The sequence below is a fragment of the Mesorhizobium sp. M0621 genome, from assembly GCF_040320745.1.
Classification (GTDB): Bacteria; Pseudomonadota; Alphaproteobacteria; order Rhizobiales; family Rhizobiaceae; genus Mesorhizobium.
Genome location: NZ_JAMYQF010000033.1, coordinates 14,185 through 39,432 on the forward strand (window position 1 = coordinate 14,185; position 25,248 = coordinate 39,432).

Here is a 25,248-nt window from a genome sequence, read left to right on the forward strand (position 1 = left end):
GTATTCCTGCCTTTTTCGAATCCCCATGCGAGTTCGACATGTAGGTGTTCGATGTACGATTTTAAGCCCTTCTGTTTAGCTGACAATATGGCTAGGTGACCAAACTTGGACGATTTTCGCAATCGTGAAGGGGCGAGAGGCCCTTGATCGGGAATTGACATGAAAAAACCCGGCCGCGTTTCCGCAGCCGGGTTTTGTCACGGCCCAAAGGGCCGAATCCGGGTCGTGCCGGGACGAAGTTACTTCGCCTTGGCAACGATCGATTCGAAAGGCTTGTAAGCTTCCTTGGCGAGCTCGGCATAAAGATCGCCGATCTTGGTGGCCTCGGCGACGAACGCCTCGTAGGACTGCTTGGCGTAATCCGACTGGATCTCGATCGCTTTTTCCAGCGACTTGGCCGAAAACAGCTTCTCCACAGTGGCGCTGCCGGACTCAAAACTCTTCTTGGTATATTCGCCAGCCTCGGTGGCGATCGCCTGGGCGCCCTTGGAGAGCGACGCGAAACTCTTCAATCCGGTGTCGGCAAATTCTTTGCCGTATTTGCTGAAGTCCTCATAGGTCTGGGTCATTTCACGATTCCCTTGACGGTTGAGGCGTCCTTCTTCGGGGCGCCCTTGTGCAATGCACTACAATATATTGTGCGCCGCACAAAAGTCAATGTTTCGCCAGTGTGCGAGCCCGCCTGCGCAGCCAATGGCTAAAAATCGAATAAAGAGAGCTTCAAGCCCGAAGAAAATGGTGAACGCGGCGGTTACCATAAACGGATTGGTAACGCTGCCCCGGTAGCTTGGCCGGAAGCGAGGCAGGACCCTTTGCCGCCTCCAGCGCAACGAAGAAATCCAAGGGAAGTACCAGTGCGTAAGGCGTTGTTGGGCATCGTTTCCAAATCCACCTCCCCTCTCAAAACGATCATGATCATCGCGATGGCGATGGCGTTCGTTTGCGGCGACGTTGCCTCGTCGCTGGCGGCGAGGTCGGCGGCCATCGTCATCGACGCCAAGACCGGCAAGGTGCTGTATTCGGCGGACGCAGACGGCAGGCGCTATCCGGCATCGCTGACCAAGATGATGACGCTCTATCTGACCTTCGAAGCACTGGCGAAGGGCAAGATCAGCAGGAATTCGCAGGTCGTGTTCTCGGCCAATGCCGCGGCGGAGCCGCCGACGAAGCTCGGCGTCAAGGCAGGCGGTTCGGTTACGGTCGAAACCGCGATCCTGTCGATGGTCACCAAATCCGCAAACGACTCGGCAACCGCGCTCGGCGAAATGCTCGGCGGCAACGAAGCCACCTTCGCCCGCATGATGACCGCCAAGGCGCGTGCCTTGGGCATGAACGGCACCGTGTTCCGCAACGCCAACGGCCTGCCCAATCCCGGCCAGTTCACCACCGCGCGCGACATGGCGACGCTCGGCATCGCGCTGAGGGAGCATTTCCCGCAGTACTACGGCTATTTCGCGCAGCGTTCCTTTCTCTACGGGCGCCAGCGCATCAACGGCCACAACCGTCTGCTCGGGCGCATCAAGGGCGTCGACGGCATCAAGACGGGCTACACCCGCGCCTCCGGCTTCAACCTCGTCTCGTCGGTTTCCGACGGCAATCGCCGCATCGTCGGCGTCGTCATGGGCGGCACCTCCGGCGGCAGCCGCGACAATCAGATGGCGACGTTGATCAACACCTATTTGCCGAGGGCATCGACCCGCGGCGGCGGCGATCTGGTCGCCAAGGCCGGCGACAACAACCCGATCACCGCGCTTGCCAAGGTGCTCCTGCCCAAGCACGACGCGCCGACACCGGACGACAAGCCTGTTGTGGCGCAGGACGATGCAACCGTCGCCGAGGACGCTACGGTCGCGGAAGACGACACCGCGCAGGACGAAGAGGCAGCCCCGGTCGTCAAGGCCAGGAAGGTCAAGACCGTCATTGTATCGGCCCCTCAAATTGCCACTGCCCAGGTCGTCGCCGCCTATGCCGAGCCGACGCCGGCGGCTGTCGATCCGGTCAACACCGCATCGGTGCCGTCGGGCTGGGCCATTCAGGTCGCCTCTTCGCCAAAACAGTCCGAAGCCCAGGCGTTCCTCGACAAGACCACTAAGCAGGCGCCCAAGGTGCTGGCCGACGCGTCCGGCTTCACCGTCGCCTTCGACAAGGACGGGGTCACTTATTACCGCGCCCGCTTCGGTGGCTTTGGTTCGAAGACCGCCGCCTGGAAGGCTTGCACCGCTTTGAAGAAGAAGAACATCGAGTGCTACGCCGTCCAGCAGTAGGACTGCGTGGAAGTCATCTCCCGGAAAAATTCTGCGTCGAAGGAGACTAGTTGTGATTGGAGAGCAAGACGTCCTTGGCTTCATTAATCCGCGCCGCCAGGAAAGACGTGCCGCCGATATCGGGGTGCAGGCGCTGCATCAGGCGGCGGTGCGCCTTGCGGACATCCGCCGCGGCGGCCCCCGCTTCAAGACCAAGGACCTTGTAGGCCTCCTCCTTAGTCATGGCGCCCGAACCTGGCGCAACACCCAACCCTTCGCCACCGTTCGTCTCAGTGTTTTTGCGCCAGACGGGAAATCTGCCGTCAAGATACGTCTCTAGCAACTGCCGGCTCTCCGGATCGCCGGAGAGTTCCCGGTAGAGATGCTGCAATTCGGCCAGCCCCATCGCACCCAGCATCTTGCCTTCATGGCGGCCGGCCAGGACCAGTCCTTCGAGGCGGCCGGTAGCGTGATCAAGCTCCATTTCCAATGCCGCGGTACGCACCGTCGAACGCTTGCCCTGCACCGGTCTGGCCGTCTGGTGTTTCATTCGCACCGAACCGTACCAGGCAATTGCAGTGGCCAATATGATGCCGGCGATTCCTTCGCGCCCGACCACAAGCACAGCGACGCCGATCAGTGCCAAGAGAACCGGCCCGAGTGTGCGCATCCCGCTTGCCAGTTTTCCCGGATCGGCGCGCAGAAAGATGGTCACCGCGCCTAGAAGCACCAGAAGCAATGCAACAAATAAGATAACTGCGCCCATCAGTTCCCGCCGCCCCGCAGATGCTCGATCATCAGCCGGTCTTCCGGCCTGCCCCTGGCCTCGAGCGCCTTCAGCCCGCCGGTTGCAAACACCGCAACCGCCGAAAGCAGTCCTGCCAGGGTCGCGGCAGCCCGCCGATCAAATCGGAACCAAGCCCCTTTGGACAACCGCGTGATTTCCTTAAACGCTTTTTCTGCGCCGGAATCGTGACCTTCCTGGAAAATGAAGACAGGAACGCCATGCAGGCCAAGGCTGCCCGCCTTCTCGGCCAGATCGTCGATGTTTTCTTCCATCGCATCGCCGATATAGACCAGCGCATTGACCTTGGCCGTAGCCGTCTGTTTCAACGCATGCGCCAGCACCTTGCCGATCTGGGTGTGGCCGCTGCGGCATTGGATTCGCGTCATCAGCTGCTTCAAGGCATTGGTATCGGTGACGAAAGCGGACGAACGGCACTCGCCCAGGCCGCGAAAATAGACCAGTTGGACGCTGAGGGTTCCGGCCTTGCCGACGGCATCGAACATCTGGCCCTGCAGCTCACAAGCCAGATCCCAGGTCGGCTGGCGGCTCATCGTCGCGTCGAGCGAAAGGATCAGCCTGCCCGAACCCGTCGCCGACGCAGCCAGCATCCTTGCCTGCCGAAGAAAGGCTTCGATCTCGCCGGCATCGGATTGAGGTTTGACCGGCGCAGGATTGGCCCTTGCGGGCACGGGCTGCTTCTTGTCGTTCATGAAAAGAAGATGTGGCGTTGTTCCACCGCTTGCAAGCCCTGCCCAAGGCAACAATGAGGGCCAGAGGCCTGGATTCTCAGGGGTCAGAGCAGACCGAGATCGGCAAGCTCGCGCCTGAGTTTCGGCGGCATCTCGATCAGCCCGGCCTTGCCTTTGCCAAGATCGAGTGGCGCGTCCGCCGGCTTCAGATAGCGCCAGCCCTGAAAGGCCCGGCGCGGCTGCCAGTCGGTTCGAACAACCTCAGGGTCGAGTATCAAGTGGCAACGGCCGATGCCCTCATCGTCGGTGAACGGCCGGATCTCGGTGATCAGCTGGCGGCATTGCACATTGCCCTTGATCACCCAGTAGAGCGAACCGCCATCGGTAACTTCGGCGCCGCGCGTCGGCATCATGCGGGTAGTGTGGTATTGCTCGACCGGCTGACCGGCGCGCCGCCGCTCGTCGAGACGGAGGGCAATCCACTCTTCGAGATCCTCGACGCTGTCGCAGCCTACGCACAGTTTTATCAGATTGAGAGACATCCCTTAAGGTTTAGTCCGCCGCGCGGACGCGTCAACGGCATGACCGACTTCTCCACAGTAGCAGTTTAGGCCAGCCCTCAGCACTCCACGACATTGACGGCTAGCCCGCCAAGGCTGGTTTCCTTGTACTTCTCGTTCATGTCGAGGCCGGTCTGGCGCATGGTTTCGATCGCCGCATCGAGCGGTACGAAATGGATGCCGTCGCCCTTGATGGCAAGCGACGCAGCCGTCACCGCCTTGACGGCGCCCAGCGCATTGCGCTCGATGCACGGCACTTGCACCAGCCCGCCGACCGGATCGCAGGTCATGCCGAGATGGTGTTCGAGCGCGATCTCGGCGGCGTTTTCGACCTGTTCGGGCGTGCCGCCCATGACGGCACACAAGCCGGCCGCCGCCATCGCCGACGCCGACCCGACCTCGCCTTGGCAGCCGACCTCGGCGCCCGAAATCGAGGCGTTGGTCTTGATAATGCCGCCGACGGCGGCTGCCGTCAGCAGGAAGTCACGGATGCTCGGCTGGTCGGCCTCGGGATGGAAATGCAGCCAGTAGCGCAACACTGCCGGCAGCGTGCCTGCCGCGCCATTGGTCGGCGCGGTGACGACCCGGCCGCCAGCGGCATTCTCCTCATTGACCGCCATGGCGTAGATCGACAGCCAGTCATTGGCGAGCAGCGGATTGGGCTTGTTCTGCTGCCACTGCTCCTGCAGCTTGTCATGCAGCATACGCGCGCGGCGGCGCACCTTCAGCCCACCCGGCATGATGCCGTCCTGCGACAGGCCACGGTCGATGCAGCCCTTCATGGCGCTCCAGATGCCATCGAGGCCGGCGTCGAGCTCCTCACGCGACATCTGCGTCTCCTCGTTGACGCGCTTCATGTCGGCGATGGAAAGGCCGCTTTTGCCGGCCATGGCCAGCATCTCGACCGCATTCTTGAAGGGATAAGGCACTTTCTTGCCTTCTGTGGTCACCGAGCCCTTGGCCTTCATCCGCTGCAGCTCTTCTTCCGAAACCACGAAGCCGCCGCCGATCGAATAGTAGATGCGCTTGAGCAGCAGGCGGCCGCCTGAATCATAAGCGTAGAACGCCATGCCGTTGGCGTGGCCGGTGAGCGGCGTCTTGCGGTCCAGCACCAGATCTGTAGCCGGATCGAAGCGATAGGAGGGATGGCCGGGCGGCGAAATGCGCTTTTCGGCCGCGATGCGGCTGGCTATGCCATCGGCCTGATCGGGATCGACCGTCTGCGGCGTCAGACCGGCAAGGCCGAGGATGACGGCGCGATCACTGCCGTGGCCGATGCCGGTGTAGGCGAGCGAACCATGCAGGCTGGCGCCAAGCCGGTCGACCTTCACACCCGCCGGGCGCGGCCAGTCACTTCCCGCGACCTCGTCGAGAAACCGCGCCGCGGCGGTCATCGGCCCCATCGTGTGCGAACTCGAGGGTCCTATGCCGATCTTGAACAGGTCGAAAACCGAAAGGAACACGCGGCGTTGTCTCCTGGAGTCAGGTCGAGGACTACATATAGGAACTCCCAGGATATTTCCGCTCTTTTGGAAATCGCGGCGCTGCACCCGCCGACCTTGTTTGCTCCGGCAGCGACATTGGTGCCGATCGCTGGTCGCGGACATCGAAGCGACCGCACTGAATGTGATAAATTCAGTCCATGGGCGATTCTATCGATCTTCCGACAGCCGATCTCGGGGCGCTGGCCTTCTTCCTCCTCGCGTGGCTGCTGCACACGTTCGCCTCCGACGGCAAGCTGGTCAGCCGCGTATCGCTGACCACGGCGATGAATGCGCAGCGGCAAACCTGGATGCGGACCATGGCCGAACGCGAGATCCGCATCGTCGACACCGCCATCATGAGCGGCCTGCAGCAAGGCACTGCCTTTTTCGCGTCCAGCTCACTGATCGCGATCGGCGGCTGCTTTGCCTTGCTTGGCGCGTCGGACCGGGTTCTTGAAGTGCTCAGCGACCTGCCCCTGGGCGGCGCGCCGTCGCGCGCGGCTTTCCAGATTAAGGTCTTCGGACTGGTGCTGATCCTGGCATTTTCGTTCTTCAAATTCGGCTGGGCTTATCGGCTGTTCAACTACTGCACGATCCTCATCGGCGCCGTGCCGATCCCGCATGGCGAAGCCTCGCGCAACCCGGTTACCGAAACGGCGGTGTGGCGTGCGGCGCAGATGAACATGCTCGCGGGAAAGCACTTCAACTCCGGCCTGCGCGGCGTGTTCTTCTCGATCGGCTATCTCGGCTGGTTCGTCGACCCCATGGTGTTCGTGTTGTCGACGCTGCTGCTGCTGGCCGTGCTGGTGCGGCGCCAGTTCTTCTCGGCGGCCAGACAGGCGGTGATCGGTCAGCCGCCAGGCCCTGGAAAAGGCTGATCGATCCGGCCTGACAGCCAATAGGCAAAAAGCCCGATCCATTCGCGGATGGCGGTGGTGGTGGCCTGCAGCGAATCGGCCGGGTTGTCGCGAAACAGGCCGACGCCTTCCCGTCCCGAAGTGCGATAGTCGACCGGCCACGGAACGGTCGCAAAGCCGGCCTTGTCGAACAGCGCCTTGGCGCGCGGCATATGGAAGGCCGAGGTCACCAGCAACCAGGTCTCGCCGCGCTTCGGCGTCACCAGTTCCTTGGTGAAGACCGCATTCTCATAGGTATTGCGGGATTTGTTCTCCAGGATCAGGCGATCGGCCGTCACACCAAGCGCGGTGAGCAGACGGGGTGCCGTGGCGGCATCGCCCTCGCCATCGAGAAACAACTCGCCTGTGCCGCCGGAGACGACGATTTTGGCGGTGGGAAAGCGCCGGGCGAGGACAGCGGCCTCCACCATCCGATCGCCGCTGCCGTTAAGCTCGTAGCCGCCGCGCACCAGATTGATGGCGCCTTCAAAACCGCCGCCGAGCACGACGATGCCGTCGATCTTTTCCGGCAGCTTCGGGCGCGCAAAGCGCTCTTCCAGCGGGTTGAGCATCATGGCGCCAAGCGACGTCCAGGCCGACAGCGCAAGGATCAGGAAGGCCAGCACGCTGCCGGTGACCGCCAGCCGCCGGCGACCGATCATGGCCGCGAGCAGTCCCGCCAGCAGCAGGAAGATCGCCAGGTTAAGCGGCTGGATGAAGAACCAGAAGATCTTGGAAAGATAGAAGAACATCGCTCACCGCTCTCGGACGAGCGGCATGCTTACCACCACTTTTCCGGCTGGAATGTGCCGGCCGCCTGCTCGATGACGGCAGCAGTCTGGAACAGGGTTTCCTCGTCGAACGGCCGGCCGATCAGCTGCAGCCCAAGCGGCAGGCCCTTGGCGTCGAGCCCGGCGGGCACGGCGATGCCCGGCAGGCCGGCCATGTTCACCGTGACCGTAAAAATGTCGTTGAGGTACATCTTGACCGGATCGGCGGCCATGTCCTCGTCGGCGATGCCGAAGGCGGCGGACGGCGTTGCCGGGGTCAGGATGACATCGACGCCGGCGGCGAAAACAGTCTCGAAGTCGCGCTTGATCAGATTGCGCACCTTCTGCGCCTGTAGGTAGTAGGCGTCGTAATAGCCGGCCGACAGCACATAGGTGCCGATCATGATGCGGCGCTTGACCTCGCGGCCGAAACCGGCAGCACGTGTCTTCTCGTACATGTCGACGATGTCCTTGCCCGGCACGCGCAATCCGTAGCGGACGCCGTCATAGCGGGCGAGGTTGGACGAAGCCTCGGCGGGGGCCACGATGTAGTAAGCCGGCAGCGCGTATTTGGTGTGCGGCAGGGAAATATCGACGATCTCGGCGCCGGCCTCCTTCAGCCAGGCAATGCCCTTTTGCCACAGCGCCTCGATCTCTTCGGGCATGCCATCGACACGGTATTCCCTGGGAATGCCGACCTTCATGCCCTTGATCGGCTTGCCGATCACCGCCTCATAGTCCGGCACAGGCCGGTCGACCGACGTGGTGTCCTTCGGGTCGACGGACGCCATCGACTTCAACAGGATCGCGGCATCGCGCACGTCACGGGCGATCGGGCCAGCCTGGTCGAGCGACGAGGCGAAGGCGACGATGCCCCAGCGCGAGCAACGGCCATAGGTCGGCTTGATGCCGACCGTGCCGGTGAAGGCGGCCGGCTGGCGGATCGAGCCGCCGGTATCCGTCGCCGTCGCGCCGGCGCACAGAAAAGCCGAGACCGCGGTCGCCGAACCGCCTGAAGAACCACCCGGCACCAATTGCGCATTGTCCAGGCTGCGCGCGGTCCTGGTGCCGCCGGCCGAGACGAAGCCGCCGTCACCCTGATGCGTCGTCGGCATCACCACCGTGTCGACACGCGAACGCCGCCATGGGTTGATGACGGGACCATAATAGGACGTCTCGTTGGACGAGCCCATGGCGAACTCGTCCATGTTGAGCTTGCCGAGCATCACCGCGCCGTCGGCCCACAGATTTGATGTAACGGTCGATTCGTAGCGCGGCTCGAAGCCGTCGAGCACATGGCTGCAGGCCTGCGTATGGACGCCTTCCGTGCCGAACAGGTCCTTGATACCGAGCGGGATGCCTTCCAGCGCACCGCCCTCGCCCTTCGCCAGTTTTGCGTCGGAGGCCTTGGCCATGTCGCGCGCCTTGTCACCCGTCACCGCGACATAGGCATTGAGCGCCGGATTGGCGCGATCGATGGCCGCGAGATAGGCCCCGGTGAGTTCGGTCGCGGTGATCTCCTTGCCGCGCAACTTGGCGCGCGCCTGCGAAATCGTCAGCTGGGTCAGGTCGCTCATCAAAGGCTCTTTTCGTAAAACACCGACCACTCGGAATCGGGATAATCCAGCACCGGGCCGCAGCGCGAAAACCCGGCGCGTTCGTAGACGGTCCAGGCGGCGGGATGGCGATCGCCCGTCTCCAGCACCAGGCGCTTCAGCCCCTCAGTACGCGCCAGCGCTTCGACCTGCGCGACGATGCTGGCGCCGATCTTGCGGCCGCGATGCGAAGGCCGCGTGTACATGCGCTTGATCTCGCCGATGGCGCCGTCATGGCGCTTCAGCGCACCGCAGCCAATGGCGAGACCATCCTCGCGGGCGATGAAAACGGTCGTATCTTCGCCGGCCATCTGCTCGACCGTCAAATGGTAGCAATGCTCAGGCGGCGTCAATTCGAGCAAGGTTTCGTTGAGTTCCGTGACCAGGCCGCGCACGTCGTCCTGCAGCGGCGTCTCGATGGCGATCTCGATTGCCATCGGCCCGCTACTCCACGACCTTCGGAACGAGGAAGAAATTCTCGTCGGTCGCCGGCGCATTGGCGACGATGTCGGCCACCTTGCTGCCGTCGGTGACAACGTCCTGGCGCTTCTTCATCTCCATCGGGGTCACCGAAGTCATCGGCTCGACGCCGGCAACATCGACCTCGTTCAACTGCTCGACGAAGCCTAGTATAGCGTTCAGCTCGCCGGTCATGCGTTCGGCATCTTCTTCACTCACCGCGATGCGGGCGAGATGCGCGACGCGCTTCACTGTTTGCAGATCAACAGACATGTTTTGCCTCGGGGAAAACCAGTTCGGGCTATAGCGGCGCCGCGCGCGGTGCGCAACATGCATCGTGCGGCAGATCAGACCGTGGTGGCGGCCCGGTTCTCGGCCATCGGTCCAAGGACAAGGCGCTGTCTATGGCAGGGCAACGCCCTCGCACAGATAGTAGCTGCCGCTATTGCCGCTTGCCTCGCTTTCGTCACCGGCCGGCCGGACCGATACGAGATCGACTTGCTTCGCGTTCATTTGCGTCACCGAGAGCACATCCGGAAAGACATAGCCCGGTTCCTGGCAGATGGCCGTCACCGCCCAGCTTGGCGAAGCCGTTGCCTTGCTGATCTGCAGAAACTCGCAATTGTACTCGACGCCTTGTAGGCCATGCGCCGAAAGAACGATGTTGCCGGCGTCGATCAACGTTTGCAGCGTGTCCCTTTTTGCCTGTTTGCAAAGCTCCTCGGACTGAAGGTAGACGCCTTCGATGAAATCATCCGCGGCGAGCGCGGGCGACGCCGCGACAAACATGGATACGCAAAGAGATCGCCCCAACGCCATGGATTCATTCCGCTTTAGCTGTTTCTAGACAGTAATCGTCTCACCGATTTTCGGCAATGCCACCGTCACACCGGATCCCTCCAGTCCCGCCTCGAACTTATCAGCGGTCTGATCGATCATCGGGAACGTGCCGAAATGACAAGGGATAACGGTTTCGAACTTGAAGAAGCGGCGGCAGGCAAGTGCCGCCACTGCGCCGCCCATGGTGAAACGGTCGCCGATCGGCACGATGCCGATCTTCGGTTCATGCAACTCATTGATCAGCGCCATGTCAGAAAAGATGTCGGTATCGCCCATGTGATAGAGCGTCTTGTCTTCCGGGAAATGCAGGACAAGGCCGCCCGGATTGCCAAGATAGGTGTTCTGGCCGCCATCGCCCGGGAACGAGGACGAGTGCAGCGCCTGGACGAACGTGGTGGTGAAGCTGCCGCAATCGACGGTGCCGCCGATGTTGCCGGGATTGATCTTCTTGTCGCTGGCGCCCTTGCCGACCAGATACATGCAGATCTCGAAATTCGCGACCAGTTGGGCGCCGCTTTTACCGAGCACTTCCAGGGCGCCGCTGATGTGATCGCTATGACCGTGCGTCAGCAGCACATGCGTGATGCCCTCAGCCGGTCCTTCCCAACCTCCCGTCCAGGACGGATTGCCGATCAAATAGGGATCGATGAGGATCTTGGCGTCAGCCGTTTCGATGCGGAAGGCCGAGTGGCCGTACCAGGTCAGTTTCATGAATGCATTCCTCGATTTTTGTCTTGCCAAAGGATAGAACGCCGATAGCCCGGAGATCAAAGGGTTACTGTGCCCGTTATGCGGTTGAGAGAACACATGACGGTGAAAGGCAAAGGACGGCCGTTGGGCATTATAACGATAGAGGAATTGCCGGCGCGGCTGGCCGGCGGCAAGACGCTGGCCGGGCTCGACCTCGGCGACAAGACGATCGGCGTCGCGGTCTCGGACCAGAGGTTTTCCTTCGCCCATCCGCGCCCGGTCATCATGCGAAGGAAATTCTCGCTCGATGCGGCGGCGCTGCTCGCCTTCCTGCGGAAGGAGAATGCCGGCGCGGTGGTGATTGGGCTGCCGATCAACATGGACGGTTCGGAAGGGCCGCGCGCGCAGAAATCGCGCGCCTTCGTCCGCAACATGGCGCAGATGAGCGACCTGCCCTTTGTGCTCTGGGATGAAAGGCTATCGACGGTCGCCGCCGAAAGGACGCTGATCGAGATGGATTTCTCGCGCCGCAAACGTGCCGGGAAGATCGATTCGGCGGCAGCCGCGTTTATTCTGCAGGGAGTTTTGGACCGGCTTCAGTCGCTCCACGCATCCGCCCGAACGGAACCGGTCCCGCCCAGCGCCGTCTGACCCAGCCTGTGATTTCGCGGCGGCGGCGAAACGCCCACAGCGCCATCAGCAGAAACCCGTCGAAGACGCAGGCCTTTGCCACCATGCCGGGGATGGTCGCCGGGTCGATGCCGAGCATCTGGCCATAGAGTTCGAAGACGAAATCGTGCAGCCGTCGGCTAAGCATGACATAGCCGAAATTCATGTCGTTGAGCGAAAGATAGAACCAGCCCCAAAACAGTGCCATCGGGCCCGCCCACAATGCGAAGATGTAACGCATCAGCGGCCTCCCCCGGCATTGGAGCCCGTGCGGCCCGATATGAGTGAAAGCAGCGAATTGTGGGCCGCGGCCTTTGCCATGCCATGCGCGACGGCTCGAACCTCGCCCTCGCCCGAAGCAGCTGCCGCAACCGCGGACCGCCGTTCGGCAAGCATGGCGACATAGGACGCCAGAAGTGCTGCCAACTGCACGGCGACGACCATAAACAGCCCATTAATGCCTTGCGCGGCGCCACCGATGACGATCAGCGACAACACGCCGGACGCGGAGATGAAGGCGATGCGGGCAACACTGTCGGCGCCCTCGCTGGTCGCGTCATTGATCAGGGTTTCGACGAAGGCCCAGAAGAACAGCACCGCCACGACAAGCAATGCGGTGGCGAGCGGCGCCACGACGACGAATTTGTCGAGGTCGATGAAGCGGGTGCCCTCGATTGTGGCTCCCAGCACGCCGAGCGCCGCCGCCACACCACGGTTTCCGTCGATGCAGATGAGCGCAAGCAGGGCGAAAACGATCGTCCAGTGCAAGGCCAGAAAAGAGGTCAATACGTGTCGCATCGGCGTCCCTGCTTCGCAAAGAAGGGACGGCCAATTTGAACCATTCCCTGCTTTCGCTGAGACAGTGGGCTTTGCCGCTCGTCACCGCAACGGAAACCATTTGTTAAGGTTAACGGCGATTAGCTATGTGCATGAGGATACCCGCCGATGCCTCAAAACCGTGCATGGCGCCGATTTTTACGATGCTCGTGGCTCAATTCACCGGCGGATAGAGCGTGTCGATGATCATGCGCGCATCGTGGCGCGAATCGAGCATGCCATAGGTGTTGCGCCATTGGCCGGCCAAGCGCGTCTCGACGAAAGCGTCGGCGATCCGCCCTGCCCCCAGCCGGCGCAACTCCGCCGCCGCCGCCGACAGTGCCAGCTGTTCGGTGAGCAGACGGGCGGAGCCCTCGTCGGTCGCCGCGACCTGCATCGCCGCCTTCAGCACGCCGATCGTGCCGCGTCCGCCGGCGCCGAGATCGCGGTCGATGCCGGCCAGCACATCCTCAAACAGGCCCGGCGCACGGCCAAGCACGCGCAGCACGTCGAGTGCCATGACATTGCCCGAGCCTTCCCAGATCGCGTTGACCGGAGCTTCGCGATAATAGCGGGCGAGTGGCGCCTCCTCGACATAGCCATTGCCGCCGAGACATTCCATCGCCTCGTAGAGCAGCGGCGGCGCGATCTTGCAGACCCAGTATTTGACCACCGGCGTCATGGCGCGGGCAAACGCTGCTTCACCGCGGTCGCCGGCCGCTTCATCGAAGGACCGCGCCAGCCGGAACGACAGCGCTGTGGCGGCGGCGACATCGAGCGCCATGTCTGCCAGCACGCGCTGCATCAACGGTTGCTCGATCAAGGTCGAGCCGAACACCTGTCGGTGGCGCGCGTGATGAACGGCCTCGGCCAGGCCCGCGCGCATGATCGCCGAAGATGCGATGGCACAATCGAGCCGGGTCAGGGTGACCATGTCCATGATCGTCTTCACGCCCGCACCGGGTTCGCCGACCATCTCGCCGATGGCGTTGACGAATTCCACTTCGGAGGACGCGTTCGAACGGTTGCCGAGCTTGTCTTTCAGCCGCTGGAAGCGGAAGCCGTTGCCCGAGCCGTCACCGAGAACGCGCGGCACGAGGAAGCACGACAATCCCTCCGGCGCCTGCGCCAGCACCAGGAACGCATCCGACATCGGCGCCGACATGAACCATTTGTGTCCGGTCAGGCGATAAAACCCGCTGCCGGCGCGCTCTGCTCTTGTCACATTGGCGCGAACGTCGGTGCCGCCCTGTTTCTCGGTCATGCCCATGCCGAGCGTCAGCCCGGTCTTCTCGACCGGCGGCTTCTGGCTCTGGTCGTATTTGCGCGTCGTCACACGCGGCGCCCATTCGCGAAACAGTTTTGGGCTGGCCATCAAGGCAGCCAGCGAAGCGTTGGTCATGGTGATGGGGCAGAGATGCCCGGTCTCGAGTTCCGCCGTCAGGTAAAACCGGGCGGCACGGACCTGATGGCGGCGGCCAATCTCGGCGTCGCCGTTTTCCCACACCGAGGAATGCAGCCCATTGACCACCGAGCGACGCATCAAGGCGTGATAGGCTGGGTGGAACTCGACCACATCGATGCGCCGTCCCTGGCGATCATGTGTCCTGAGCTTCGGCGTCTCGACATTGGCGAGGCGCGCCAGTTCCTGCGCCTCCTGCGTTAGCACGAAACGGCCAAGCCCATCGAGTTCCCGGCGCACGGGATCGGAAAAACGCTCCGCGAGCTGGATCAGCAACGGATCGCCCCGCCAGGCGTTGCCGCCCGTCAGCGGCGGCGGCTGGTTCGTCACGTCGTCGGTCACGCCCAATCCTTCTATCGGTAGAAAGGTGCTTATCGTCAGAAAGCCACGAATCCGAGGCCGTCGGCTAGATATAGCCAAGCCATGCAGCGTGCGCGATGAAAATACCGGCCGATTTAATCGGCCATCTACACGAAAAAATAGAGGAGAACGGCTTCAATCCAAAGCTGGCGCTTGCAGCCGCAAAATCTCCACCCTATAGCAGCGCCTTGAGATGACCGACGCTTCGTCCCTGACACTCTACCCTCACCGCCATCTTCTGGGCATCCGCGACCTTTCCCCCGCCGACATCGAGCTTTTGCTCGACAGGGCGGATCGCGCGGTCGCGATCTCGCGGCAGTCCGAGAAAAAAACCTCGACGCTGCGCGGCCGCACCCAGATCAACCTCTTCTATGAAGCGTCAACGCGGACGCAGTCGTCGTTCGAACTGGCCGGAAAGCGGCTTGGCGCCGATGTCATGAACATGTCGGTAGCGAGCTCCTCGGTGAAGAAGGGCGAAACGCTCATCGACACCGCGATGACGCTGAACGCCATGCGGCCCGACATCCTGATCATCCGCCATCAGTCGGCCGGTGCCGCCGCCCTCCTGGCGCAGAAGGTCGGCTGCTCCGTGGTCAATGCCGGCGACGGCGCGCATGAACATCCGACACAGGCCCTGCTCGACGCGCTGACCATTCGCCGCGCCAAGGGGCCGCTGTCGAAGCTGATCGTGGCAATCTGCGGCGACATCCTGCACTCGCGCGTGGCGCGCTCGAACATCATGCTGCTTAATGCTCTCGGCGCGCAGGTGCGCGTCGTCGCACCGTCGACGCTGCTGCCCACCGGCATCGAGAAAATGGGCGTCGTCGTCACCCGCTCGATGGCCGAAGGCCTCAAGGACGTCGACGTGGTGATGATGCTGCGCCTGCAGCGCGAGCGCATGGAAGGCGCCTTCGTGCCGTCTGTGCGCGAATATTTCCGCTATTTCGGTCTTGATGCCGAGAAGCTGAAGGCCGCCAAGGACGATGCGCTGGTGATGCATCCCGGGCCGATGAACCGTGGCGTCGAGATCGCCTCGGAAATCGCCGACGGTCCGCAAAGCGTCATCCAGGAACAGGTCGAGATGGGCGTCGCGGTGCGCATGGCGGTGATGGAAGCGCTTCTCGACCCCCGTCGCAATCAAGAAGGCCGCAACCACGAGGGCCGCGGCGCATGAGCACGACGGTTTTTGAGCGTGCCCGCATCGTCGACCCGTCGCGCGGCATCGACGAAGTCGGTGCCGTCATCGTCGAGGGCCACAAGATCGTTGCTGCCGGCAAGGCAGCGCTCAACCAGGGAGCGCCCGAGGGCGCTATCGTCGTCGACTGCGCAGGCAAGGCGATCATTCCAGGCCTGATCGACGGCCGCGTCTTCATCGGCGAACCGGGCGGCGAGCATCGCGAAACCATTGCGTCGGCGAGTGTCGCGGCGGCGGCCGGCGGCGTCACCTCTATCGTCATGATGCCCGACACCGACCCGGTGATCGACAATGTGGCGCTGGTCGAGTTCGTGCTGCGCACCGCCAAGGACACGGCAATCGTCAACGTCTTTCCGGCGGCGGCAATCACCAAGGGCCTCGACGGGCGCGAAATGACGGAATTTGGCCTGCTGCGCGAAGCCGGCGCCGTCGCCTTCACCGATGGCCGCCACACCATATCGAGCGCGCTGGTGATGCGCCGTGCGCTGACCTATGCACGCGACTTCGGCGCCACCATCGTGCATGAGACGCAGGATGCCGACCTCGGCTCGTCCGGCGTGATGAATGAAGGCCTCTACGCCAGTTGGCTCGGCCTCTCCGGCATTCCGCGTGAAGCCGAATCCATCCCGCTAGAGCGTGATCTCGCCCTTGCGCGGCTGACGCGCGGCTCCTATCACGCGGCAAAGATCTCGACGGTGATGGCGGCAAACGCCGTGACGCGTGCGAAAGCCGACGGTGCCGCCGTGACATCAGGTGTCGCGATCCACAATCTGTCGCTGAATGAAAACGATGTCGGCGAATACCGCACCTTCTTTCGCCTGACGCCGCCCTTGCGCGCCGAGGAAGACCGGCTGGCGATGATCGAGGCAGTCAGGGACGGCACGATCGACATCATCGTCTCCTCGCACGATCCGCAGGATGTCGACACCAAGCGCCTGCCCTTCGCGGATGCGGCGGCCGGCGCCATCGGGCTCGAAACCCTGCTGGGCGCGGCATTGCGGCTCTACCACAATGGCGACGTGCCGTTGCTCCGGCTGATCGAGACCTTGTCCACCGCTCCCGCAAAACTGTTCGGACTGCCCGGCGGCACGCTGAAACCGGGCGCCCTCGCCGATCTTGCGCTCGTCGATCTGGACGAGCCCTGGATCGTCAGTGAAAGCGGCATTCGTTCGCGCTCGAAAAACACCTGTTTCGAAGGCGCGCGGCTGCAAGGCAAGGTCTTGCAAACGCTGGTGGCGGGCCGCAGAGTGTTTTCCGTCTGAGCCGGCCACCGCGCGCCTGATCCGACCAGCCTGGGGAAAACGCGGGGGAAACAATGACTTACAGTCTCATCCTAGCTCTCGTGTTTGGCTATCTCCTGGGCTCGATTCCGTTCGGGCTCCTGCTGACGCGCGCGGCCGGTCTCGGCGATGTGCGCAAGATCGGCTCCGGCAACATCGGCGCCACCAATGTTCTGCGCACCGGCAACAAGGGCCTTGCCGCCGCGACGCTGCTGCTCGACGCGCTGAAGGGCACGGCCGCCGTGCTGATATCAGGCCACTTTGCGCCTGAACTCGCGATCTGGGCAGGCCTTGGCGCCTTTCTCGGCCATCTCTTCCCGGTATGGCTGGGTTTCAAGGGCGGCAAGGGCGTCGCGACTTATCTCGGCGTGCTGATCGGCCTTGCCTGGCAGGTAGCGCTGATCTTCGCCGTCGTCTGGCTGGTGATGGCATTCCTGTTCCGTTATTCCTCGCTGGCGGCGTTGACGGCAGCCGTCGTCGTGCCGATCGCCCTCTATCTGTTGAGCACGCCGCAGAATGCCGCCCTGTTCGTGGTGATGAGCATCATCGTTTTTATCAAGCACCGAGAAAACATTTCACGCCTGCGTGCCGGCACCGAGGGCAAGATCGGAGCTAGGGAGTGAGCGAGCCGGCTGCCGGGCCGCGCCTCAGCGACCGGCAGCGGCTGAGCTGGCTGCGGCTTATCCGCACCCAGAATGTCGGTCCCGCCTCTTTTCGCGACCTGATCAATCGCTTCGGTTCGGCCGAAGTGGCGCTCGAAATACTGCCGGAGCTGATGATTTCAGGCGGCGCCAAACGCATCGCCCGCATTCCTTCCATTGCCGAAGCCGAGGCCGAATTGGAAACGGCCAGAAAGGCTGGCGCGCGCTTTGTCGGCATCGGTGAGACAGACTACCCACCGCTGTTGCGCAACATGGATCATCCGCCGCCACTGTTGGCGGTCAAGGGCAATGCTGCCGTGTTCCGGCTGCCGGGGGTCGCCATCGTTGGCGCGCGTAACGCATCGCTGGCCGGCATCAAGATGGCGCGCATGCTGGCAGCGGATCTTGGCCGCGACGGTTATGCAATCGTCTCCGGCCTGGCGCGCGGCATCGACACGGCTGCGCATCAGGGCAGTCTTGCGACCGGCACGATCGGTGTGCTGGCTGGAGGCCTCGACCTGCCCTACCCGCCTGAAAATGCCGGTCTGTGCGAGGACATTGCCGAGCGCGGCGCCATCATTTCGGAAATGCCGTTCGGCTGGCAGCCGCGCGCCCAGGATTTTCCGCGTCGCAACCGCCTTGTCGCGGGTGCGGCCCTTGGGCTGGTGGTTGTCGAGGCAGCACAACGTTCGGGATCGTTGATCAGCGCAAGGCTTGCCGGCGAAATGGGCCGGCTGGTTTTCGCGGTACCCGGTTCGCCGCTCGACCCACGCGCCGCCGGCACCAATGGCCTGCTCAAGGACGGCGCCACCCTGGTCACCGAGGCGTCGGACATTTCCAGAGCGATCGTCCCGCTGACCGGCATGCGGGCGCCCGACGTGCCGCCGTTCGAAGACCCCCCCGACTTCTCGGTCACACCGCCGCCCGGCGAAAGCGACCGCGCCCGAGTCATCGAGGCGCTCGGCCCGACGCCAGTGCCGATCGACGAGATCATCCGCCACACTGGCCTGCACCCCGCCCAGGTCTTCATGGTGCTGCTGGAACTCGACCTCGCCGGCCGCCTCGAGCGCCACGCCGGCGGACATGTTTCGCTGGTATTTGGGGATCCTTCCGTCTGACCAGAGACACCTTCGGTGCGACGCTGTTCGCTTCCCGGAAAGAGAACTCGCTATCTCTATGCGGTGGGCCAGAAAAATGCACCAACCCAATTTACAACTAACATGTTAGTGAGCTATCACTGCCTTCGAACATCCTTTCGGAGACGTCCCGGTGACATCACGCTTTGGCCTTTCAGCCGCTCTCGCCACGCCTTTTGAAGCCTCCGGGCAGATCGCCATCGCGCCGATGATCGTCCAGGCCAGGCGTTGTCTGGCCGAGGGGTGCGGCAGCGTTACGCTTTTCGGCACCACCGGCGAAGGCGCATCGGTGGGCGCAGCGGAGCGGCGGTCGGTGACCGAAGCCATGCTGGCTGCCGGGATCTTGCCGCATCAACTTGTTGCCGGCGTGTTGGTCGATGCGGCCGAAGACGCCGCCGAACAGGCACGGCATGCCTTGCAACGCGGCGCCCGCAACATTCTGCTTGCGCCGCCGAGCTACTTCAAGAATGTCGGTGAGGACGGCCTTTTCGGCTGGTTTTCCGCCGTCTTTGCCGCGCTCGGGCCCCTCGCCCGCGGCGTGCTGCTCTACAACATCCCGTCGGTCACGATGGTGCAGCTCTCGCTTGGCCTGATCGGCCGTTTGCGCACCGCTTTTCCGGATGTCGTCGCGGGGGTCAAGGATTCCGGCGGAGACTGGAGCTACAGCGAGGAGCTGCTAAGCGCCCATGGCGATCTGGTGATCCTGATCGGTGACGAGCGGCATTTGGCGCGAGCGGTGCGAATTGGTGCTCAAGGCGCAATCTCCGGCATGGCCAATTTCGTCACCGGCGAAATCAGCGCCATGGCCGAGGACGGGCGCGATGATACCCGCGTCGAGCGTTTCGTGCTCGAGTTGCTCAAATACCCGGTCACTTCGGCGGTGAAGGTCATGGTGGCGCGCAAGACTGGCGACGATCGCTGGCTCGCGGTCCGCCCACCGCTGGAGCCGATCGCTTCGCAGGGGCGCCAACAGCTTGCCGCCGCCTATGACAGTCTGTTTGCCAGGGAATCGGCCTGACCGGTAAAGGGAAGCGCGCTGAAATGGAAGATGGCAGCGAACCGACCACCCTCAGGGAAAAAGCCTATGCCAGCTTCACGCGGCATTTGCTGGCCCGCGATCTGCTGCCGGGCCAGTTCGTGTCGCAGCGCGAACTGGTTGCCTTCACCGGATTGCCGCTCGGCGCCATTCGCGAAATCGTGCCGCGTCTCGAGGCCGAAGGGCTTTTGACGACGATCCCGCAACGCGGCATGCAGATCGCTCATATCGACATCAGCCTGATCCGCGAGGCTTTTCAGTTTCGCCTGTTCATGGAGCGCGAAGCGGTAGCGCTGTTCACCGCCAGCGCCTCCGATGGGGAACTTGCCCGCCTGAGGCGCGAACATGAGGAGATGCTGGCGCAAGCCCTTTCGCAGGCGCCGACGCCCGAAATGGAAGCCAAGGCCCAAAGCATCGACTGGGCGATGCACGACACTTTCATCGATGCGCTGGGCAACGAGATCATCGCCAAGGCGTATCTGGTCAACTCGGTGAAGATCCGGCTGATCCATCAGGAGCGCTTCCGCATCGACGGACGCGTCGTGCCGGTCATGCGCGAGCACCTTGCGGTCATCGAAGCCATGGAGAGCCGCGACCCGCAGAAGGCGGTCGAGGCGATCAGCCTGCACATCGACAAGGCGCGCCGGCTGGCGCTGCAAATCTGAGGAATCATGAGCCGCGCCGCGGTCGCGGCGCAATCGATAACGACAGCAACCGGGAGGAAGAAATGTCGTCCAATCTGTTCAACCCAACCAGGAGGCAACTCCTTCAAGGAACCGCGGCACTTGCCGCCGCCGGCATTGCGGGCGTCCGCCCGGGCTTTGCCGCCGGCGTCGACTGGAAGCGCTTCGCCGGCACGACGCTCGACGTCAATCTGGTCAAAAGCCCGCGCAGCGACACCCTCATAAAATATCTCGCCGAGTTCGAGGAACTGACCGGCATCAAGGTCAATGCCGAGGCGACGCCCGAGCAGCAGCAGCGCCAGAAGACGGTGATCGAGCTGAGCTCCGGCAAGCCGAGCTTCGACGTCGTGCATCTGAGCTATCATGTGCAGAAGCGGCAGTTCGAAAAGGGCGGCTGGCTGGCCGACATATCAGGCTATCTCACCGATCCTACCCTTACCGATCCCGGGCTGGTCGAAAGCGATTTCGCCGATGCCGGCATGCTGTTCGCCAAGGATGGTCAGGGCGTGCTGCGCTCGCTGCCCTTCTCGGTCGACTACTGGATCCTCTACTGGAACAAGGAACTGTTCGAGGCCAAGGGGCTCAAATACCCTGAAACCTTCGAACAGCTGGTGGCCGCAGCCGAGGCGCTGACCGACCCGTCGACCAACACCTACGGTTTCGTCGCCCGTGGCATCAAGAACGCCAACACGCCGGTGTGGACGTCGCTCATGCTCGGCTACGACATGACGCCACTCGATGGCCAGGGCAAGCTGCGCACGACCTCGCCCGAGGCGATCGAGGCCGCCGGCCTCTACCAGCGGCTGATGACCAAGTCCGCGCCTCCAGGCGTCACCGGCTTCAACTGGGCCGAAGCGCAGTCCGCCTTCCTGCAAGGCAAGATCGGCATGTGGTTCGACGGCGTCGGCTTTGCCCCGCCGATGGAAAATCCGGAAAAATCACGGGTGGTCGGCAAGGTCGGCTATGGCGTCATGCCCAAGGGTCCCAAGGCGCATGCCGCGGGCACCTTCGGCGACGGCATCGGCGTGACGGCCGCCAGCGAGAAGAAGGAGGCCGCCTATCTGTTCTGTCAGTGGGCAGTGTCGCCGGCCATGGGCGCGCGGCTGCTGCAGGCAGGCGCCGGCGTCCCGTTCCGCAAATCGGTGCTTGAAGATCCGAAGGTGCGCGAAGGCGTCACCATGCCGGCGAGCTGGCTCGATGCGGTGGTTGGCTCCGGCAATGTCAGCCGGCTGTCGCTGCCGGTCATCATCCCGGTCACCGAATTCCGCGACATCTATGGTGTCGCACTGACCAATTTGATCGCCGGCGCCGATCCGGCAGAGGAATTGAAGAAGGCCACCGAGCAGTTCCAGCCGGTCCTCGACAGGAGCGAGCAAGGCTGATGTCCGCCACCACCCCAGAACGCACCGGGGTGACGACGCAAGCCGTCGAAGGGAGCCAGACGATCCGGCTGGCTCCCAACTACTGGCCTTTCGTCGTTCCGGCGCTCGTCGTCGTCGGCGCAGTGATCGTCTTTCCCTGGGCCTTCACGCTGTGGATGAGCGTCAACCGCTGGACGCTCGGCCAGTCGCGAAGCTTTGCCGGGATGGAGAATTATCTGCGGCTGGCGGTCGACCAACGCTTCTGGGAATCGCTGCTCCATACCTTGAGTTACACCTTCCTCTCGGTTGCCGCGCCGATGCTGCTTGGCACCATCGCCGCCCTGATTTTCGACGCCAGGTTTCCGCTGCGCGGCCTGTTGCGTGGTGTCTTCGTGATGCCGATGATGGCAACGCCCGTCGCCGTGGCTCTGGTCTGGACCATGATGTTCCATCCTCAGCTCGGCGTCCTCAACTACCTTCTGTCGCTGGTCGGCATCCCGGCGCAGGAATGGATATTCAACGCCAACACGGTCATCCCGTCGCTGGTCGCGGTCGAGACCTGGCAGTGGACGCCGCTGGTGATGCTGATCGTGCTGGGCGGCCTGGCGTCCGTGCCGCGCGAGCCGTTCGAGAGCGCCGAAATCGACGGCGCCAATGCCTGGCAGCAGTTCCGCTATCTCACTTTGCCGATGATCGCGCCGTTCCTGATGATCGCGATGATCATCCGCACCATCGATGCGCTGAAGAGCTTCGACATCATCTATGCGATGACCCAGGGTGGGCCTGGCACGGCGTCGGAAACCATCAACATCTATCTCTACAACACCGCCTTCTCCTACTACGACATCGGCTATGGCTCGGCCATGGCCGTGGTGTTCTTCATCGTCATCGTCGCCCTGTCCTTCATCCTCTTGATGTTGCGCCAGCGCTCCCAGTGGATCGGCGTGGAGGGCAAATAGATGAGTTCACGGCTGCTCAACCAGATCGGGCTGTTTTTCGCGGCTCTGGTCTTCGTCTCGCCGGCGATCCTGTTCTTCCTCTGGATGATCTCGCTGTCGTTGAAATTCGAGATCGACAACGGCGCCTATCCGCCGATCCTGATCCCCGAACATCTCGCCTGGTCGAACTATGCAAAGGTGTTCGAGGAGAACAATTTCCTGCTCTATCTCTGGAACTCGGTTCTGGTGACCGGCACGGCGACACTTTTGGCGCTGCTGATCGGCGTGCCGGCCGGCTATGGCATCGCGCGGCTCAAGGCCGAACGGTCGGCGGTCGTCATCATGATCGCCCGCATGACGCCGGGGCTTTCATATCTCATCCCGCTTTTCCTGCTGTTCCAATGGGTCGGCATTCTCGGCACGCTGTGGCCGCAGATCATCATCCATCTGGTGGTGACCGTGCCGATCGTGGTCTGGGTGATGATCGGCTATTTCGAGACCACGCCGATGGAACTGGAAGAGGCGGCCAACATCGACGGCGCCAGCTCCTGGCAGGTGTTCCGGCTGGTTGCTTTGCCCATCGCCAAGCCGGGCATCGTGGTCGCCTTCATTTTGTCCGTCATCTTCTCATGGAACAATTTCGTCTTCGGCGTGGTGCTCGCCAGCCGCGAAACGCGCACGCTGCCGGTCGCCGTCTACAACATGCTCTCCTACGAGCAGGTGAGCTGGGGGCCGCTCGCCGCCGCGGCACTGGTGGTAACGCTGCCGGTGCTGGTTCTGACCATGTTCGCACAAAGGCAGATCGTCGCGGGACTGACCGCCGGCGCCGTCAAGGGCGGGTGAACGCTGCCTGACATCAAACTTTTTTCGAGGAAACCCAATGGCTTCGGTAACAATCAACAACGTGCAGAAGGCTTTCGGAACGGCCAAGATCATTCACGATGTCAGCGTCGACATCGCCGATGGCGAATTCGTCATCCTGGTCGGCCCGTCGGGCTGCGGAAAATCGACGCTGCTGCGCATGATTGCCGGACTTGAAACGATCTCGGGCGGCAGGATCACCATTGGCGATCGCATCGTCAACAATCTGCGGGCACGGGACAGGAACATCGCCATGGTGTTCCAGAATTACGCGCTTTATCCGCATATGACGGTGGCCGACAATATGGGCTTTGCCCTGAAGATCAAGAAAGCCGACCCGGCCGATACCGCCAGCCGCGTCGGCAGGGCCGCCAGCATTCTGGGCCTGGACAAGCTACTCGACCGCTACCCGCGCCAGCTCTCCGGCGGCCAGCGCCAGCGCGTCGCCATGGGCCGCGCGATCGTGCGCGACCCGCAAGTCTTCCTGTTCGACGAGCCGCTGTCCAATCTCGACGCCAAATTGCGCGTCCAGATGCGCGGCGAGATCAAGGCGCTGCACCAGCGGCTGGGCACCACCACCATCTATGTCACGCACGACCAGATCGAAGCCATGACCATGGCCGACAAGATCGTCGTGCTGCATGACGGCCTTGTCGAGCAGATCGGCGCACCGCTCGATCTCTATGACCGTCCGGCCAATCTCTTCGTTGCCGGCTTCATCGGCTCTCCGGCCATGAACTTCATTGCCGGCCGCATCGAGGAAGGCGTGTTCCGCACTACCGGTGGACTGACCTTGCCTCTACCGGAAGACATCAACCTGGCAAAAATTCCCGCGGGTGAACTCATCTACGGCATCCGTCCCGAACATATCCGAGCAACGACCTCCCGGGGTATTGCCGGCACGATCGTGCTCCTGGAAGCCACGGGTTCGGAAATCTTCGCACGGGTCGATTGCGCCGGCGAAGAAATCTCCTGCCTTTTCCGGGAACGGCTTGCGCTGAAGCAGGGCGAGCAGATGCGGATCGAGATCGATCGCGCCTGTGCTCACCTGTTCGATGTCAAGACCGGCCGGCGATTGTAGGGCAAAGGTCCGATATCCCCGCGCAAAGGTCTCAAGCGACGGGTTAGCTCTTGCCACTCGCGTCGCTTGGCAGCAGTCTCGGCTCAAGAGCCGCTCATCGGGGTGGATGCCGGTGCGACAGGATTTTGCCATGACCCGCGATCAGATGCTCGCCCACCTCCGCGCCGCCGGTGAAGTCGCAAGCGAGGCGGCGGCGCATGGGCACCATCCCTTCGGCGCCGTCCTGGTCGGGCCCGACGACCGCATCCTCATGCGCCAGGGCAATCTCGACACGGTGCGTCACGCCGAGACCGAACTCGCCCGGCGCGCCGCGGCGGCCTACGAGCCGGAGTTTCTCTGGACCTGCACGCTGGTCTCAACCGGTGAGCCCTGCGCGATGTGCACCGGAACGCTCTACTGGGCGAATATCGGCCGGCTGGTCTACGGCTACGAGGAGGTCAAACTCTTGGCGCTCACCGGGGATCACGCGGAGAATCCGACGATGAGCCTCTCTTCGCGCACCGTGCTCGACTCCGGCCAGAAAAAGATCGAGGTCTTTGGCCCCTTCCCCGAAATCGCGGACGAACTGCTCGCACCGCACCGTGATTTCTGGAAGCGCTGACGCTTCGTGCCAGTCGGCAAACCGATCAATGGCAACAGCCGTCGGATCGATCGGAGCCGTAATACTGCTGCCGTGCGCGTGGGAAAGTCTCCCCGCTGGCTATGGCGGATTTATA

The 25,248-nt window shown here is 62.9% G+C and carries 28 protein-coding genes; 14 read left to right on the forward strand and 14 right to left on the reverse strand.

From position 1 onward, the window contains the following. Window positions 1-239: 239 nt before the first annotated feature. Entirely contained in the window at window positions 240-569 is a 330-nt protein-coding gene (locus NKI38_RS21195) for a phasin family protein (RefSeq protein WP_352627802.1), read from the reverse strand. Between the two features lie 285 nt (window positions 570-854). On the opposite strand from NKI38_RS21195, the gene NKI38_RS21200 reads away from it, so the two are divergent. After that, window positions 855-2,264 (forward strand): SPOR domain-containing protein, encoded by a 1,410-nt coding sequence (locus tag NKI38_RS21200; protein ID WP_352660222.1) that lies wholly within the window; start codon window positions 855-857, stop codon window positions 2,262-2,264. A gap of 46 nt (window positions 2,265-2,310) precedes the next feature. On the opposite strand, the gene NKI38_RS21205 is transcribed toward NKI38_RS21200, so the two are convergent. The 4 genes from NKI38_RS21205 to NKI38_RS21220 form a co-directional block, all read right to left on the reverse strand. After that, on the reverse strand, window positions 2,311-3,009 hold the full coding sequence (locus NKI38_RS21205; protein ID WP_352660224.1) for a DnaJ domain-containing protein: 699 nt from the start codon (window positions 3,007-3,009) through the stop codon (window positions 2,311-2,313). Beyond that, window positions 3,009-3,740: a VWA domain-containing protein gene (locus NKI38_RS21210; RefSeq protein ID WP_352660226.1), complete on the reverse strand. Its 732-nt coding sequence runs from the start codon at window positions 3,738-3,740 to the stop codon at window positions 3,009-3,011. The genes NKI38_RS21205 and NKI38_RS21210 overlap by 1 nt, the downstream gene beginning before the upstream one ends. A gap of 83 nt (window positions 3,741-3,823) precedes the next feature. Then, window positions 3,824-4,261, reverse strand: a complete 438-nt coding sequence (locus NKI38_RS21215; RefSeq protein ID WP_352660228.1) for a DUF1489 family protein — start codon at window positions 4,259-4,261, stop codon at window positions 3,824-3,826. 77 nt (window positions 4,262-4,338) lie between these two features. Then, a complete protein-coding gene (locus tag NKI38_RS21220; RefSeq protein WP_352660230.1) occupies window positions 4,339-5,742 on the reverse strand; it encodes an L-serine ammonia-lyase in 1,404 nt (467 codons plus the stop codon). Window positions 5,743-5,921: 179 nt separating this feature from the next. Here NKI38_RS21220 and NKI38_RS21225 point away from each other — a divergent pair, with 179 nt between their 5' ends. Beyond that, window positions 5,922-6,641: a DUF599 domain-containing protein gene (locus tag NKI38_RS21225; protein WP_352660232.1), complete on the forward strand. Its 720-nt coding sequence runs from the start codon at window positions 5,922-5,924 to the stop codon at window positions 6,639-6,641. Here NKI38_RS21225 and NKI38_RS21230 read toward each other — a convergent pair. The 6 genes from NKI38_RS21230 to NKI38_RS21255 form a co-directional block, all read right to left on the reverse strand. Then, complete coding sequence (locus NKI38_RS21230) at window positions 6,614-7,411, reverse strand: YdcF family protein (protein ID WP_352660234.1); 798 nt, start codon at window positions 7,409-7,411, stop codon at window positions 6,614-6,616. The genes NKI38_RS21225 and NKI38_RS21230 overlap by 28 nt on opposite strands. A 29-nt stretch (window positions 7,412-7,440) precedes the next feature. Beyond that, window positions 7,441-9,006 carry an amidase gene (locus NKI38_RS21235; protein WP_352660236.1) on the reverse strand — a complete coding sequence of 522 codons (1,566 nt, stop codon included), beginning with the start codon at window positions 9,004-9,006 and terminating at the stop codon, window positions 7,441-7,443. Continuing rightward, entirely contained in the window at window positions 9,006-9,461 is a 456-nt protein-coding gene (locus tag NKI38_RS21240; RefSeq protein ID WP_352660238.1) for a GNAT family N-acetyltransferase, read from the reverse strand. Before NKI38_RS21240 ends, NKI38_RS21235 begins: the two co-directional genes overlap by 1 nt. A 7-nt stretch (window positions 9,462-9,468) precedes the next feature. Continuing rightward, on the reverse strand, window positions 9,469-9,756 hold the full coding sequence (gene gatC / locus NKI38_RS21245) for an Asp-tRNA(Asn)/Glu-tRNA(Gln) amidotransferase subunit GatC (protein WP_352660240.1): 288 nt from the start codon (window positions 9,754-9,756) through the stop codon (window positions 9,469-9,471). Between the two features lie 129 nt (window positions 9,757-9,885). Continuing rightward, the gene (locus NKI38_RS21250) at window positions 9,886-10,302 is read right to left on the reverse strand and encodes a hypothetical protein (RefSeq protein ID WP_352627813.1); all 417 of its coding nucleotides are present in this window, start codon (window positions 10,300-10,302) and stop codon (window positions 9,886-9,888) included. Window positions 10,303-10,326: 24 nt separating this feature from the next. After that, a complete protein-coding gene (locus tag NKI38_RS21255) occupies window positions 10,327-11,034 on the reverse strand; it encodes a metal-dependent hydrolase (RefSeq protein WP_352660242.1) in 708 nt (235 codons plus the stop codon). A 123-nt stretch (window positions 11,035-11,157) separates the two neighbouring features. Here NKI38_RS21255 and ruvX point away from each other — a divergent pair, with 123 nt between their 5' ends. Further along, a complete protein-coding gene (gene ruvX, locus NKI38_RS21260) occupies window positions 11,158-11,664 on the forward strand; it encodes a Holliday junction resolvase RuvX (protein WP_352660244.1) in 507 nt (168 codons plus the stop codon). Here ruvX and NKI38_RS21265 read toward each other — a convergent pair. The 3 genes from NKI38_RS21265 to NKI38_RS21275 form a co-directional block, all read right to left on the reverse strand. Beyond that, window positions 11,582-11,923: a DUF6105 family protein gene (locus NKI38_RS21265; RefSeq protein ID WP_352660246.1), complete on the reverse strand. Its 342-nt coding sequence runs from the start codon at window positions 11,921-11,923 to the stop codon at window positions 11,582-11,584. The genes ruvX and NKI38_RS21265 overlap by 83 nt on opposite strands. Continuing rightward, window positions 11,923-12,480 (reverse strand): hypothetical protein, encoded by a 558-nt coding sequence (locus NKI38_RS21270; protein ID WP_352660248.1) that lies wholly within the window; start codon window positions 12,478-12,480, stop codon window positions 11,923-11,925. The genes NKI38_RS21265 and NKI38_RS21270 overlap by 1 nt, the downstream gene beginning before the upstream one ends. Window positions 12,481-12,673: 193 nt before the next feature. Next, window positions 12,674-14,302: a DNA alkylation response protein gene (locus tag NKI38_RS21275; protein WP_352660250.1), complete on the reverse strand. Its 1,629-nt coding sequence runs from the start codon at window positions 14,300-14,302 to the stop codon at window positions 12,674-12,676. Between the two features lie 211 nt (window positions 14,303-14,513). Here NKI38_RS21275 and NKI38_RS21280 point away from each other — a divergent pair, with 211 nt between their 5' ends. From NKI38_RS21280 to NKI38_RS21330, 11 genes are all read left to right on the forward strand, one after another. Continuing rightward, complete coding sequence (locus NKI38_RS21280; RefSeq protein WP_352660252.1) at window positions 14,514-15,494, forward strand: aspartate carbamoyltransferase catalytic subunit; 981 nt, start codon at window positions 14,514-14,516, stop codon at window positions 15,492-15,494. Further along, window positions 15,491-16,777 (forward strand): dihydroorotase, encoded by a 1,287-nt coding sequence (locus NKI38_RS21285; RefSeq protein ID WP_352660254.1) that lies wholly within the window; start codon window positions 15,491-15,493, stop codon window positions 16,775-16,777. Before NKI38_RS21280 ends, NKI38_RS21285 begins: the two co-directional genes overlap by 4 nt. A 53-nt stretch (window positions 16,778-16,830) precedes the next feature. Then, window positions 16,831-17,418, forward strand: coding sequence for a glycerol-3-phosphate 1-O-acyltransferase PlsY (gene plsY / locus NKI38_RS21290; RefSeq protein WP_352660256.1), 588 nt, complete (start codon window positions 16,831-16,833; stop codon window positions 17,416-17,418). Next, window positions 17,415-18,554, forward strand: a complete 1,140-nt coding sequence (gene dprA, locus NKI38_RS21295; protein WP_352660258.1) for a DNA-processing protein DprA — start codon at window positions 17,415-17,417, stop codon at window positions 18,552-18,554. Before plsY ends, dprA begins: the two co-directional genes overlap by 4 nt. Window positions 18,555-18,705: 151 nt before the next feature. Further along, entirely contained in the window at window positions 18,706-19,590 is an 885-nt protein-coding gene (locus tag NKI38_RS21300) for a dihydrodipicolinate synthase family protein (RefSeq protein ID WP_352660260.1), read from the forward strand. Between the two features lie 23 nt (window positions 19,591-19,613). Further along, complete coding sequence (locus tag NKI38_RS21305; RefSeq protein WP_352660262.1) at window positions 19,614-20,273, forward strand: GntR family transcriptional regulator; 660 nt, start codon at window positions 19,614-19,616, stop codon at window positions 20,271-20,273. A gap of 62 nt (window positions 20,274-20,335) precedes the next feature. Next, window positions 20,336-21,673 (forward strand): ABC transporter substrate-binding protein, encoded by a 1,338-nt coding sequence (locus tag NKI38_RS21310; protein WP_352606190.1) that lies wholly within the window; start codon window positions 20,336-20,338, stop codon window positions 21,671-21,673. Then, the gene (locus tag NKI38_RS21315) at window positions 21,673-22,611 is read left to right on the forward strand and encodes a carbohydrate ABC transporter permease (protein WP_352660264.1); all 939 of its coding nucleotides are present in this window, start codon (window positions 21,673-21,675) and stop codon (window positions 22,609-22,611) included. Before NKI38_RS21310 ends, NKI38_RS21315 begins: the two co-directional genes overlap by 1 nt. Continuing rightward, window positions 22,612-23,433: a carbohydrate ABC transporter permease gene (locus tag NKI38_RS21320; protein WP_056587473.1), complete on the forward strand. Its 822-nt coding sequence runs from the start codon at window positions 22,612-22,614 to the stop codon at window positions 23,431-23,433. 37 nt (window positions 23,434-23,470) lie between these two features. Next, window positions 23,471-24,532 (forward strand): ABC transporter ATP-binding protein, encoded by a 1,062-nt coding sequence (locus NKI38_RS21325; protein ID WP_352660266.1) that lies wholly within the window; start codon window positions 23,471-23,473, stop codon window positions 24,530-24,532. A gap of 130 nt (window positions 24,533-24,662) precedes the next feature. Further along, window positions 24,663-25,133: a nucleoside deaminase gene (locus tag NKI38_RS21330; protein WP_352660268.1), complete on the forward strand. Its 471-nt coding sequence runs from the start codon at window positions 24,663-24,665 to the stop codon at window positions 25,131-25,133. The last annotated feature ends 115 nt before the right edge of the window (window positions 25,134-25,248 follow it).

Excerpts from the sequence above, each read along its gene's own strand:
- NKI38_RS21230 (WP_352660234.1), bottom strand. The coding sequence starts at position 7,411 with ATGTTCTTCTATCTTTCCAAGATCTTCTGGTTCTTCATCCAGCCGCTT.
- NKI38_RS21270 (WP_352660248.1), bottom strand. The coding sequence starts at position 12,480 with ATGCGACACGTATTGACCTCTTTTCTGGCCTTGCACTGGACGATCGTT.
- NKI38_RS21330 (WP_352660268.1), top strand. The coding sequence starts at position 24,663 with ATGACCCGCGATCAGATGCTCGCCCACCTCCGCGCCGCCGGTGAAGTC.
- NKI38_RS21250 (WP_352627813.1), bottom strand. The coding sequence starts at position 10,302 with ATGGCGTTGGGGCGATCTCTTTGCGTATCCATGTTTGTCGCGGCGTCG.
- NKI38_RS21315 (WP_352660264.1), top strand. The coding sequence starts at position 21,673 with ATGTCCGCCACCACCCCAGAACGCACCGGGGTGACGACGCAAGCCGTC.
- NKI38_RS21225 (WP_352660232.1), top strand. The coding sequence starts at position 5,922 with ATGGGCGATTCTATCGATCTTCCGACAGCCGATCTCGGGGCGCTGGCC.
- NKI38_RS21195 (WP_352627802.1), bottom strand. The coding sequence starts at position 569 with ATGACCCAGACCTATGAGGACTTCAGCAAATACGGCAAAGAATTTGCC.
- NKI38_RS21305 (WP_352660262.1), top strand. The coding sequence starts at position 19,614 with ATGGAAGATGGCAGCGAACCGACCACCCTCAGGGAAAAAGCCTATGCC.
- NKI38_RS21215 (WP_352660228.1), bottom strand. The coding sequence starts at position 4,261 with ATGTCTCTCAATCTGATAAAACTGTGCGTAGGCTGCGACAGCGTCGAG.
- NKI38_RS21280 (WP_352660252.1), top strand. The coding sequence starts at position 14,514 with ATGACCGACGCTTCGTCCCTGACACTCTACCCTCACCGCCATCTTCTG.
- NKI38_RS21205 (WP_352660224.1), bottom strand. The coding sequence starts at position 3,009 with ATGGGCGCAGTTATCTTATTTGTTGCATTGCTTCTGGTGCTTCTAGGC.
- NKI38_RS21210 (WP_352660226.1), bottom strand. The coding sequence starts at position 3,740 with ATGAACGACAAGAAGCAGCCCGTGCCCGCAAGGGCCAATCCTGCGCCG.
- NKI38_RS21235 (WP_352660236.1), bottom strand. The coding sequence starts at position 9,006 with ATGAGCGACCTGACCCAGCTGACGATTTCGCAGGCGCGCGCCAAGTTG.
- NKI38_RS21240 (WP_352660238.1), bottom strand. The coding sequence starts at position 9,461 with ATGGCAATCGAGATCGCCATCGAGACGCCGCTGCAGGACGACGTGCGC.
- NKI38_RS21325 (WP_352660266.1), top strand. The coding sequence starts at position 23,471 with ATGGCTTCGGTAACAATCAACAACGTGCAGAAGGCTTTCGGAACGGCC.
- NKI38_RS21285 (WP_352660254.1), top strand. The coding sequence starts at position 15,491 with ATGAGCACGACGGTTTTTGAGCGTGCCCGCATCGTCGACCCGTCGCGC.
- NKI38_RS21310 (WP_352606190.1), top strand. The coding sequence starts at position 20,336 with ATGTCGTCCAATCTGTTCAACCCAACCAGGAGGCAACTCCTTCAAGGA.
- gatC (WP_352660240.1), bottom strand. The coding sequence starts at position 9,756 with ATGTCTGTTGATCTGCAAACAGTGAAGCGCGTCGCGCATCTCGCCCGC.
- plsY (WP_352660256.1), top strand. The coding sequence starts at position 16,831 with ATGACTTACAGTCTCATCCTAGCTCTCGTGTTTGGCTATCTCCTGGGC.
- NKI38_RS21265 (WP_352660246.1), bottom strand. The coding sequence starts at position 11,923 with ATGCGTTACATCTTCGCATTGTGGGCGGGCCCGATGGCACTGTTTTGG.
- NKI38_RS21255 (WP_352660242.1), bottom strand. The coding sequence starts at position 11,034 with ATGAAACTGACCTGGTACGGCCACTCGGCCTTCCGCATCGAAACGGCT.
- NKI38_RS21320 (WP_056587473.1), top strand. The coding sequence starts at position 22,612 with ATGAGTTCACGGCTGCTCAACCAGATCGGGCTGTTTTTCGCGGCTCTG.